The 11,930-nt window shown below is 37.7% G+C and carries 6 protein-coding genes; 1 reads left to right on the plus strand and 5 read right to left on the minus strand.

Annotated elements, in window-relative coordinates; genetic code table 11:
- Positions 1-388 precede the first annotated feature (388 nt).
- Positions 389-2,083 (plus strand): Na/Pi cotransporter family protein, encoded by a 1,695-nt coding sequence (locus tag BZG02_RS08935; RefSeq protein WP_101261078.1) that lies wholly within the window; start codon positions 389-391, stop codon positions 2,081-2,083.
- Positions 2,084-2,181: 98 nt separating this feature from the next.
- Here BZG02_RS08935 and BZG02_RS08940 read toward each other — a convergent pair whose 3' ends face one another.
- The 5 genes from BZG02_RS08940 to BZG02_RS08960 all read right to left on the minus strand — a co-directional run bounded on the left by BZG02_RS08940 (position 2,182) and on the right by BZG02_RS08960 (position 11,923).
- A complete protein-coding gene (locus tag BZG02_RS08940) occupies positions 2,182-2,625 on the minus strand; it encodes a C-GCAxxG-C-C family protein (protein WP_101261079.1) in 444 nt (147 codons plus the stop codon).
- A 128-nt stretch (positions 2,626-2,753) separates the two neighbouring features.
- Positions 2,754-5,411: a glycoside hydrolase family 3 N-terminal domain-containing protein gene (locus BZG02_RS08945; protein ID WP_101261080.1), complete on the minus strand. Its 2,658-nt coding sequence runs from the start codon at positions 5,409-5,411 to the stop codon at positions 2,754-2,756.
- Between the two features lie 174 nt (positions 5,412-5,585).
- Complete coding sequence (locus tag BZG02_RS08950; protein ID WP_101261081.1) at positions 5,586-8,717, minus strand: GH92 family glycosyl hydrolase; 3,132 nt, start codon at positions 8,715-8,717, stop codon at positions 5,586-5,588.
- 26 nt (positions 8,718-8,743) lie between these two features.
- Positions 8,744-10,507 carry a class I mannose-6-phosphate isomerase gene (locus tag BZG02_RS08955; RefSeq protein ID WP_101261082.1) on the minus strand — a complete coding sequence of 588 codons (1,764 nt, stop codon included), beginning with the start codon at positions 10,505-10,507 and terminating at the stop codon, positions 8,744-8,746.
- A gap of 123 nt (positions 10,508-10,630) precedes the next feature.
- Positions 10,631-11,923, minus strand: a complete 1,293-nt coding sequence (locus BZG02_RS08960; protein ID WP_101261083.1) for a GH36-type glycosyl hydrolase domain-containing protein — start codon at positions 11,921-11,923, stop codon at positions 10,631-10,633.
- Positions 11,924-11,930 lie beyond the last annotated feature (7 nt).

Here is an 11,930-nt window from a genome sequence, read left to right on the forward strand (position 1 = left end):
ATATACATGCTTTGAGCATACCAAGTTTTAAAATTAGGTAAAATCGACGAAAACAGCTGGTTTTTAACAAACTAATTAATTTGCAAATGCATTATTTAGTGCTTGTGTTCGTAATTATTCCTAAATTTCGAAGAAAATGGAGATAAAAACCATTTTTTACAGGCTCATACAAAGCCGTAAATAGCTTACCATCAATACAATTAGCAAGCGTTAAAAAACTATAAAAATTAAGAGCGTTATCGTTTCATACTAATTTCTCATGCTTATTTTTACTATTTCTTAATACCTAGTTAAGTCAACAAAAAATTAGAGGTTTTGCAAATATCTTCTATTTTTGCCGCCTTAACAGCTACTAATCTCTTGAAAAACAAATAAAATTAATCAAATTATGGATTACGGATTGGCGGATATTTTAACGCTCATAGGATCTTTAGGCTTGTTCCTGTACGGAATGAAGTTGATGAGTGAATCTCTTCAACAAGTTGCTGGGGACAAAATGCGAAGCATTCTCGCCGCAATGACTTCCAACCGATTTAAAGGCGTAATGACTGGTGTGTTAATTACAGCCCTTATTCAGTCTTCATCGGCAACCACTGTAATGGTAGTTAGCTTTGTAAATGCTGGATTACTATCGTTAGTAGAATCGGTAGGAGTAATTATGGGTGCCAATATTGGTACTACGGTTACTGCCTGGTTAATCTCGCTTTTGGGATTTAAAATTAGCATGAGTGCAATCTCATTGCCTTTAATTGGTTTAAGTTTGCCATTCCTATTTTCTCAAAATCGTGCAAAGAAGAACTGGGGAGAATTAATCATGGGATTTGCTTTGCTTTTTATTGGCTTGCAATTTCTAAAGGATTCAATGCCAGATATTAAAAGTAATCCTGAGATTCTAAATTTCTTGACCAGCTATACGGACATGGGATTTGCTTCTACTCTACTATTCCTTTTTATTGGCACACTTCTTACCATTTTAATTCAATCCTCATCGGCAACCATGGCACTTACCTTAGTAATGTGTAATAGTGGCTGGATTAGTTTCGAAATGGCTGCGGCTATGGTTTTGGGAGAAAATATTGGGACTACCATTACTGCAAACCTTGCTGCTATGATTGCCAATACATCCGCAAAAAGAGCCGCACGAGCACATCTTATCTTTAATACTTTTGGTGTTATTTGGATGCTGATTTCGCTCCCATTTTTTCTGAAAGGAATTGCTTGGGTAAACATGAGCATGTTAGGTGGTGGCGATCCGTTTACAAGTACTGCTGCTGTACCAATTTCTTTGTCTTTGTTTCATACTGCATTTAATATTTTGAATGTTGTATTCCTAATTTGGTTTGCCAACTTTATTGTAAAAGTGGTTACCAAATTGGTTCCAATTCGAGAGGATGTTGAAGAGGAATTCAAATTGCAACATATTAAAACTGGAACTCTTTCCACTCCTGAAGCTTCCCTGTTTTTAGCTAAAAAAGAAATTAGTTCCTATGTAAAAAGTACTAAAAAAATGTTTAGCTATACCAAGCAGGCATTTAATGAGACCAACGAGAAAACATTCAATAAACTTTTCGAAAAAATAGACAAAAGAGAAGATGAGAGTGATGACATGGAAGTTGAAATTGCCAACTTTCTTGCCAAAGTATCTGAAACCCGACTAAGTGCTAAAAACTCGGAAAGGGTTCGTGCTTATTTTAAAATGGTAAGTGATATTGAAAGTGTTGGAGACTCGATTCTAAATCTTGCGAAAGCAATGAAAAGAAAACGCGAACAAAAAGCATGGTTCCCTCAGGAGTTGAGAGATAATATCAACAAAATGTTTAGTCTGGTTGACAATGCTTTAGATGTAATGCATGAAAATACCAAGAAAGAATTTATAGAAGTTCAAATTAAGAAAGCCTGGGAAGTAGAGCGCGAAATAAATGATTACAGAACCGCCCTAAAAACAGAACATTTAAATAATGTAGAGGAACATAAATACAAATACCAAGCTGGTATTATTTACAATGATATGTTCTCGGAATGTGAAAAAATTGGTGATTACTGCATCAACGTAAGTGAAGCGCTTAACGAGATAAAAGAATAAAAAAAGATTTTAGCCTTTGGCCATTAGCTTTTAGCATAAAAAAATCCTCACTATTAGTGAGGATTTTTTGTTTTCATTAAGTTCAGAATTGACTTAAGTTACTCTTTGGTTATTAGCTCAATTAACCGAATAGAATCGGAAATACATTTGGAACAAATATTCTTTTTCATATCCTTTTCCTTAAATTCCTTCTCTCCACTAATTGTTGTAAAATCACAATTTAAAATGCCTTTACAATCAAGAGATCCATATAAAGCCTTAAAATAGTGAGAAAACTTTTTCACCATTTCGTTGGTTGCCTTTACCGCTTCTGTATTTTCTGGGTGTTTTTTCGAATTGTGAATACCCAACACCATAAAGGCGCCAGTAACTGCTCCACAAGTCTTTTGCATTTCTCCCATGCCTCCTCCAAAACCAGTAGCTACTGACAGAGCCATTTTTGGATCAAATTTCAAATGATCTGCATAAGCTGTTAGTACCGATTGGGAACAGTTCATTCCATTATTAAACGAATGGATAGCCTTCTCTTCAATTTCCTTCATTTCCTCGTATTTAATGCGAATTCAACTAATTTTTATCAAAGGTAGATATTTTCTTTATTGAAAAAGCCCACCCAAAGGTGAGCTTTTTACGATTTTTGATAAAATGTTATTTTGTTTTATGAACTAATCTATTTCACCTGAAATGAAGCTTTTAAACGAATATCATCAGAGGCTGCTCCCACTTTCACTTGAAACTCGCCTGGTTCAACTACTCGTTTCATTGCTCTGTTCCAAAGGGCGAGATCGTCAGGCAATATAGTAAATGAAACTTCCTTTTCTTCTCCTGCTTTCAGTTCTATTCTCTTAAAGCCTCTTAACTGCATTACCGGAGTTGCTACCGAGCTATACGAATCGGTAATATAAAGCTGAACAATTTCACTTCCATCTCGGTCTGAAATGTTTTTCACCTTTACTTTAACCACTTGATTTTCATCCTTAGCAATTTCTGCTTTCTCAATAACCAAATCAGAATATTTAAATTTGCTATAGCTTAAACCATGACCAAATGCGAATAACGGTTTGCTGCTACCGTCTACATAATCATGGGTTGCAGAACGCTGATGGTTATAAAAAACAGGAAGTTGCCCTTCGCTGCGTGGAAATGTAATAGGTAGTTTTCCAGATGGATTTACTTTCCCCGTAATGATATCAACGGTAGCTTGTCCGCTTAATTCACCAGCATACCAGCTTTCCAAAATAGCATCTACTTTTTGGTACTCTTCGGTTAATACCAAAGGTCTTCCGTTTTGAAGTACCAAAACAATAGGCTTTCCTACTTTCGAAACTTCGTTCAACAATCTTTTGCTATAAGTGTTTAACTCTAAACCCTGTCGATCTTTACCTTCTCCACACTCTTCTTCTTTTTCGCCAAGAACCAATACTACAACATCCGCATTTTTTGCTGCCTCAACTGTTTTTGTAAACATGGTTTCCTTGTTCGAAACTTCTGGTTGAATTTTCCAGTGAAGAAAAACAGCAGCATAAGCGTCAAATTCTGCAAACTCAAGCTTTATAGGATATTTCTTTCCTTTCTCCAAACGGATTTTCTTTTTTGTCCACTTGTTTATCATTTCCTTGTCCCAATTGTCGTTCAACTGCTCACCGTTCATATAGAATCTTGCAATATCATCAGCAATTAAAGAAAACTCGTAAGTTCCTGTCAAAGGAGGAACAATATATCCGCTCCATCGAATTGAAAAATTATCATCAACCACACCCGCGGCAGGACTAAGGTTATGCCAGTATCTAGCCAAATTTGTTTCGACCTGAGAAAATACCGGTACTCCAGAGCATTCGGTATTATTAAAATATTCTGCTAGCAGACCTTCTTCTCCATCTTCAGTCACTAGGTATTTAGAATCGATTTGTTCTGCTGTATTTGTAGGCACTCCTACATCTACAAAATTCACTTCGTAAGCTGTATTTTTAAAAGCCTCAACAATGGAAGTCCCTTCCACCTCTTTTGGTGAATAACCTCCCAATAAAACCTTATCAGCCATATCGCCAATAATTGCCACTTTTTTTACATTATCGCCGAAAGACAAAGTGTTGTTGTTGTTTTGTAATAGAGTAATCGATTTTTGCGCCACTTCCAAAGCTAGGTCCTGATGAGCCTGACAGTGGTATCTCTCCTCTTTTAATTTGGTATCTACATAAGGATTTTCAAACAGTCCCAATCTAAATTTCACATACAAAACGCTCGAAACTGCACGGTCAACATCTTTCATTTCAAGAGTTCCGTTATTTACTGCATCAATAAGCGTCTTCTGAAATTTCTCATGGGTATAATCATAAAACTGCATGTCTAAACCAGAACGAATTGAATTCAGAATTGCTTCCTCATCTGTTTTTGCAGTATGGTGAGAGTTGTGCTGTTTGGCAATAGCACCAAGATCGGATAAAACAAAACCTTTAAATCCCCACTCATCTCTCAATAAATCTTTCAATAACCATGGATCACCAGCTGCAGGAATTCCATCCCACTCGTGATAGGCCGCCATTGCTCCCAATGCTCCTGCTTCCCTAAAAGCTTTTTCGAAAACATATAAAAAATGACTACGAGCTTCTCGTTCTCCGATGTAAACAGTTCCTGTATTTAATCCTTTTGAAGGCATACTATGAACTCCAAAATGCTTAGGTTCTGCAACTACTGCATTATCTGCAGTTAAATCATCGCCCTGCATTCCTTTAATAATTGCCACTCCATTTCGAGCCGCTAAATAAGCATCTTCACCATAGGTTTCCTGAACACGACCCCAACGAGGCTCGCGACCAATTCCTAAAACTGGTCCTAATACCATATGAACATTAACCGAACGCGTCTCCGTTGCAATCACCTTACCAACTTTCTCCATTAAATCAACATCCCACATGCTTCCTAAACCTAAGGATACCGGAAATGCCGTTGACTTTTTACCCTGATAACCGTGCAATGCCTCCTCTATAAATAAGGCAGGAATTCCTAATCGTGTATTTTCAATGATGAATTTCTGAAGCTCATTGGCATGATCAGCCGTTTCCGGATAATAATCATGAACAGAGCCAACACTCATTCCATTTAATGCTTTTGCAGCTCTCACCGGCTCTACTCTTCCATCAACAACCAGGTCGCCAGCAGAATACATATCCAGTTGCATCACTTTTTCTTCCAAAGTCATACGAGCTACCAAATCGGCTACACGGGTTTCAATATCGAGGTCTGCATTTTTATAGGCAGGAGAATTATCTTTCCTGGTAAATCCAAAAAATAATATTGTTGCCAATAACAACAGATAAATCTTTTTCATGGTGTTTATTGAAGTTTGATAATTTAATTTTGATCTGTTCTTGTCTGTTCTGCAATTATAATTGATCCAACTTAGTTTTAGATTAAAATCAGGTTAATCCTTACTATTTTTAATTAATGCTTGAATTCTGAACTAAATATAGCTCACCCGAAGGTGAGCTATTAATGCTAACTATTACTTCTGAACGATTCCCCACTTTTCATTAGGTTCAGCACCCATTTCCAACTCTAACTTACCTCCTTTTAGTAATTCACTTGCCGGAAATTTAAAATCTTGTAAAACGTTCCCGTTTAGTTTTGCTGATTGAACGTATTTGTTCAAACGAGAAGCATTTTTAGCTTCAATAATGATCTTGTCTCCACGTCCAAATTGCTGGCCTAAATCAATCTCAACTTTTTCATATAGTGGACTGGCAATTTCATAGATCGGTTCCGTACTTGTACCTCCATCTGTTTGGAATAATCCTAAGGAAGCCATTACCAACCAGCCACTCATTTGTCCCTGATCTTCATCGCCTAAATAAGCGTTTGAAACACCATTTCCGTAGTAACGATCGACTATTGCTCTGCTCCATTTTTGCGTTAACCAAGGTTTTCCAACCCAATTAAATAGGAAAGCAAAATGCATCGATTGCTGATTTCCTTGCATCACCGGATAGTTCCAATACTGATCGTTCAGTCCGTTAAAACGGGTTTTATCACTTTCGGTAAATCCCCAGTCCAAGCGCTCGATAAAACGATCTTTCCCAATTGCTTTGGCTAAAGCAGGAACATCCTGCGGAACAAAATAGGTCAACTGCCATGCATTTCCTTCCACATAATGATGATTAGCACCAGATTTATATGGATCGAAATCTGCTTTCCAGTTTCCTTTTGCATCTTTCATACGAGCATAGCCCATCTCTTTGTCAATTATGTTCTTCCAGTAGTATCCTCGCTTTAAGAATGTTTTGTAATCAGCATCTTTTCCCAAAGCTTTTGCAAACTGAGAAACCGTCCAATCATCAAAAGAATATTCTAATGAATTTGAAAAACGACCTTCATCGTAAGGCACATAGCCATGTTTTAGATAAGTTACCAAATCGCGGTTACCAGCGAAACCACCACCAACTTCTCGCGCAGGAGTTGTTTGCATTTTCTTTACTGCTTCGTAGGCCTTTTCAACGTCGTAATCTCTAATTCCCATTTGGTACGCACCCACAATTAAAGGAATTTCGTGCTCGGCAACCATAACTGGAACGTATTCCATTCCTGCAGGACCTTTTGCCAGCCAACCATTGGCATCGTACATCGCCAATTGCGATTTTACCCAACGATTGCTCCATTCTGGCGTTACCAAATTCCAGAATTGATTTAAGTTCCAGAAAGTATTCCAAAAAGCATCGCAACCTAAGGCTGGCGAAGATGGATCATCCATTTTCCGGATCTTTTCATCAGCATCGCGCCACTCTCCATTCACATCAGAAAAAATATTTCGACTGCAAATGGAACGGTACATAGCATTGTAAAAACGCTTTTTCTCACCTCTATCATTGGTAGAAATATGAACTCTACCTATTAGTTTATTCCACTCGGAGACATGATAATCTCTTACGGAATCGAAACTCCAATCGAAAGGATCTGCAATTTCTTTCTTTAAATTCTCCGAAGCATTGGCGATACTCACATAAGAAATTCCCGTGCGAACCTGAACCTCATTATTGCCTTGTTTAGCAAACTCGACATAGAAACCAGCATCCTTAGGATTTTTTTGACTGATTTTTGTAGCTTCCATAATGGCATCATCAATCCAAGAGCCACTTTTTACTATCGGCTGATCGAATTCAATGACAAAGAAAATCGTATACTCCTGATCGATTCCTCCGGCCCAGGTATTTTCTGTTAATTGATGACTGAATCCTTCGATTCGTGTATCGCTAACCTGAGTGATTTCTACCTCTTTATTTTGATAGGTGTATTCACAAGGAATTTGCAAATCGATCAGAATTCTGTTCTCCAAAGAATCTGGAAACGTATATCTCTGAAGCCCGCATCGAGTGGTAGAAGTCAGTTCTGCTTTTATATTGTAATCGCTTAATTCAACCGTGTAATAGCCAAGTGGTGCTTTCTCGGTAGTTTTGTCAATTCTCGATCGGTAACCACTGTCAGGATCTTTCTCATCTCCTACTTTTATTTGCAAGACTCCATTGGTTGGCATTATTCCCAAACCAGCAACCGTCCATTCATGAACATGACTAAAACAGCCAATCGATTCAAAATTTGGTTCGTATCCTCCCTGCCAAGCTGCGTTCTGGTTATCTGGACTCAGTTTTACCATACTAAATGGCATCCATGGTCCGGGAGCAATCATCCAACGCGAATGACCGGTTCCCATTTTGGTATCCACATATTCTGCTGGCGTAATGCTATCGCATGGCATTCGAGTAATTTCACCCGATTCAAGTTCTACCCCATCAGCTAAAATTTTGTATTCACTAGTTAACTCGGAAGAAACCGAAGGCATTGGAGCTTCAAACTGGTATCGGCCTTTTTCGACATTTTCGCTCAAAATTTCTTTTCCATCGAGTAAAACTTTTAGCTCTGGTTTCCCAGATAAATGTTCCACATCCACCAACAATGCTTGATAAGAAATTCCATTCAAATCAATTTCATAATCTGTAACAGCAACATCACGCAAGTGAACTGTTTTATTCTCAACAAGCTCAGCATTACCCGGACCTTCCAATTTAATTTGATCGAATTTTAACCAAGAACCTTCAATGGTGCTTAGCGAAATCTCATTTCCTCCTTTTTTAATCAAGTCATTGGACAAAGGAATTACCATCAAATATTCTGAGGAATCTTTAGGCGAAACTTCAATTTTTGAATCCGAATTAATTACAGGTAATCTATATTTCCATTCTTTTCCATTAACGGTAACCTTAAAAAGAGGCAAATCGGCCGAATTGCAGTCTAAAACATCGACTGTTAATTTCCATTCTCCCGATTTTGGGACTTCGTTTATTCCAAACAAAATGTTTAAGGTGCTTGATCTCCAACCTGATGTTCCCCAAGTTCCTCCCCAAGTATCACTAATTCCAGGAATGATATAAGGCCAATCTTTCTTTTCATCGGATGTTCCGACCAAAAAATACTTGTCCTCCCATCCAAAGTCATGGGCGATATAATCTTGATATTCATTGTTCGACAAAGCAAATTCAGCACTAGAATTGTCGTTCTCTCCTATTTGCCAAATTGTTTTTTGAGGAGAAGTACAGGATGAGATTATCAGAGCTGTAAGTGTTATTAATAAAATGGTGTTTCTCATAATGGGTAATGTTTTGAGCTTATGGATTATTTCATGAACGCTTTCACGACCATTATTTCTTCTTCGGTTTCATTGATGATTTTATAAGATCCAGCTGCGGCTGGAATTACAAAAGTTTCTGCATAATTAAATCGCTGACGCATGCCATTTTCAGTCTCTACAATTATGCTTTGTCCTTCGACCAATGAAAGTACATTGCATCGGTTTTCGGTATTAATTGCAACTTCCGTATTGAAATGATATCGGTGTACATCGTAGGTATGTTTCTCATGTGTTGGCAGATGGTAATGCTTCCAATCCGCTCCTTCCTCTAATAAGTATGGATGAGAGATCAGCTTGTCTTTTACATATTGTCCTTTGCGATCGAAATTCAGGTTCTCCATTCCGCGTTCTACATTTATTGGACGAGGTTTTCCATCGAAATCGACACGTAACCAATCGTACATTTTAAAGGTGAAAATATATGGCGTTGTACTAATTTCTAGAACCAAATTTTCCGTTCCCGAACCGTGAATGGTTCCCGGAGGAATCAAAAACAGATCGTGCTTGTGCGAATCGTGAATTTGCACGTGTTTGGTAATGTCAATCTCCTTTTTGTTCTGATAACTGTATTGCAAATCAGCCTCAAATTGCTTCGGATCAATATCTTCCTGAAATCCTAAATAACACTTGGCATCCTTTCCTGCATCTAAAATATAATAGGTTTCTTCTTGAGTTAAACTCTCCCCAAAATGCTCTTTGATATACTCCGGTTGCGGATGACATTGAATGGAAAGATTTCCTCCATCGAAAGTATCCAAAAAGTCGAATCGAATTGGAAATTCAAATCCATATTGCTTGGAATGTTTTCCCATAACGGCTTCTGTTTCCTGAAACATGATGCAATCGAAGGATACTTCCAACAAATTTCCACTACTCTCGAACAACAAACCATTTTCAGGAACAATCAGCTCGAACGACCATGCATAATTGACAACTTCCTTATTCAGTCCATCAATTTTATCCATTACCCATTGTCCACCCCAAGCACCAGGTTCGAACCAAGGACGAACACGGAAAATATTGTTTGCCATTTTTCGCAGACCTGCGCGTAAATCATTTCCTTTCATCCAAGTGATCACATCCAAACGCTGTTCATCAATCACAAAATCGATTTTAGAAAGAAGCCTTTGTTTGTGCTTATTCAAAACTACCCAATCGACAAAATAGAAGCGTTTGTACATCGGTTTGCCTTCAAATGCTGTACTAGCTCCCAAATTGGTAATGCTTTGCGCACGTGCTCTAAATTGTAGCTCATTCTTTGGCAAATCAATGTAAATTAATTTGCCTTTCCAATTACTTAAAGAAGCTCCAACACCGTAAATAACATTAATGTCTGCATTCTTATCTTCCTCCAAACTCTCCAGCTTTCGCTGATCAAAGAAATCCGATAAGGAAATACTTGCTTTTGTTCCAAAAATAGGATCATCTCCCCCTAAAAATGGTTCAATCAGCTCATCAATCTCAGCTTCAGGTTTCATGGCCGAAACAACATTTACCCAATTCACTTTCTTGCCAAGCTTATCGAACTCCGAACTTAATTTCTCTTTTATCTGATCGTAAAAAACACCTACATATCCATCAATTACAATGGTTTTCTCATTTTTCAACTCTTGCGCCAAAAGCTCAAAACCAACATTTATCTTGTCATCTTCCATCTGCAAAGATGGATACAAATCGTATTTCCCTTTTTCTGATTCACTTCTTTGTAGTGGAAGTAAATACTGCTCTGTTTTTCTTCTCTTCTCCATCACGTTATTCTTTTTCTATTTAGTAACAAGACACAAGTAGTAAGAATCAAGATCATAACAAACTAAGAATCCATGACCATAATCCTCTCACTTACTGACTCATACTACAAGACTAAATACCACTTATTTTTCAACTGCATCTTCTAACATTTCAATCGCCTTGTACAACACTCCTGCCGAACCTCGGAAAGTTCCCGATCCTGTTGGCTCATTTTTTTCGGTGTACCATTCGTAAAAACCATCATTCACAACCACTCTATTTGTCATGGGTTGCAATTGTTCATAGGCTTCTTCTACAAAACCATATTTCACCAATTGCTGAATCATTCTAGCACCAAACCAAGTCCAGTCGCCACCATTCTGATATCCGTAAGGAACCATTCCTTTGTTCTCAAAAGATCCTTCTGGATAAGGAGGATAAACGGTCAGACCAATAGAACCAGCACCCGATGCTTTTACATTAGCAATCATTTTATCTAAGGAAACTTTAATTTGATCTTGCTTCAACAAACCCGCTTCGATAGCTATTGCTGTTCCGCCATGGTAAAAAATCTCATTTTCATTGAACGAAGCTGGAAATGGAGATCCATCCAAATAAACATGAGGAATGAACTTCTGATTTTCCTTATCCCACAAATGTTTCATGGTATTCTTTGCGATATTATCATGAATTGTTTGCCACTTCTCCTTTTTTGTAGAATCTAATTCTATCAGGTTATCAATGGCAATTAAAAACATAGCATTGTCATAAATATCAACACAGTACTTTGTGTCTTCTGTAATGTAAACGCCCCAAGGATGACAATGCTGAACATCGCCCCAATCGGAAGTCGTTGCTCCCCAAACCAATCCATGTTCATCGCTCCAACGGTGGTTTATTAGAAATTCCATCGCCCATTCCAAACGATCAGCGACTGTTTTGTCGCCAATTTTTTCATTCAAAAATTCCTTGTCTCCTGTTTTTTGAACGTACTTGTAAACTGCCTGAACCAATGATGCTTCGTGATCGGTCTCAACCGTATTTTTATGACCACAATAAATTGGCTCTAAATCATTATAGATGTAAGTATATCCACCTTCCACATCTACTGCCTTTTCCTTTGGGATAAATCCATCGATAATATTTCCATCATCGCCTTGCAAACGGAAAAACACGCGCAAATTCTCTTTCAACTCTTCTTTAGGATAAACTTCGGCCGATAGCTCGATGAAAGTATTGTAATCGCGAATCCAAACTTCACCATATCCATCACCAGCATTAAAGCCAGTTTTTACCACTTCCAATGCTTTCTTTTTCACAAAAGCAAAATCTTTATTTTCCACTACAGATTGCTTTAATTCCTGACTTATTTTTGAGTTGTTTCCACAACTTACCAAAACAAATAAACCTAACAGTAAACCACAAACACTCTTCATATTCAGT

Source organism: Labilibaculum filiforme (assembly GCF_002843315.1).
Classification (GTDB): Bacteria; Bacteroidota; Bacteroidia; order Bacteroidales; family Marinifilaceae; genus Labilibaculum; species Labilibaculum filiforme.

What these genes read in the sequence shown, in the direction of transcription:
- BZG02_RS08935 (WP_101261078.1), top strand. Translation starts at nt 389, where the DNA reads ATGGATTACGGATTGGCGGATATTTTAACGCTCATAGGATCTTTAGGC.
- BZG02_RS08940 (WP_101261079.1), bottom strand. Translation starts at nt 2,625, where the DNA reads ATGAAGGAAATTGAAGAGAAGGCTATCCATTCGTTTAATAATGGAATG.
- BZG02_RS08955 (WP_101261082.1), bottom strand. Translation starts at nt 10,507, where the DNA reads ATGGAGAAGAGAAGAAAAACAGAGCAGTATTTACTTCCACTACAAAGA.
- BZG02_RS08950 (WP_101261081.1), bottom strand. Translation starts at nt 8,717, where the DNA reads ATGAGAAACACCATTTTATTAATAACACTTACAGCTCTGATAATCTCA.
- BZG02_RS08945 (WP_101261080.1), bottom strand. Translation starts at nt 5,411, where the DNA reads ATGAAAAAGATTTATCTGTTGTTATTGGCAACAATATTATTTTTTGGA.
- BZG02_RS08960 (WP_101261083.1), bottom strand. Translation starts at nt 11,923, where the DNA reads ATGAAGAGTGTTTGTGGTTTACTGTTAGGTTTATTTGTTTTGGTAAGT.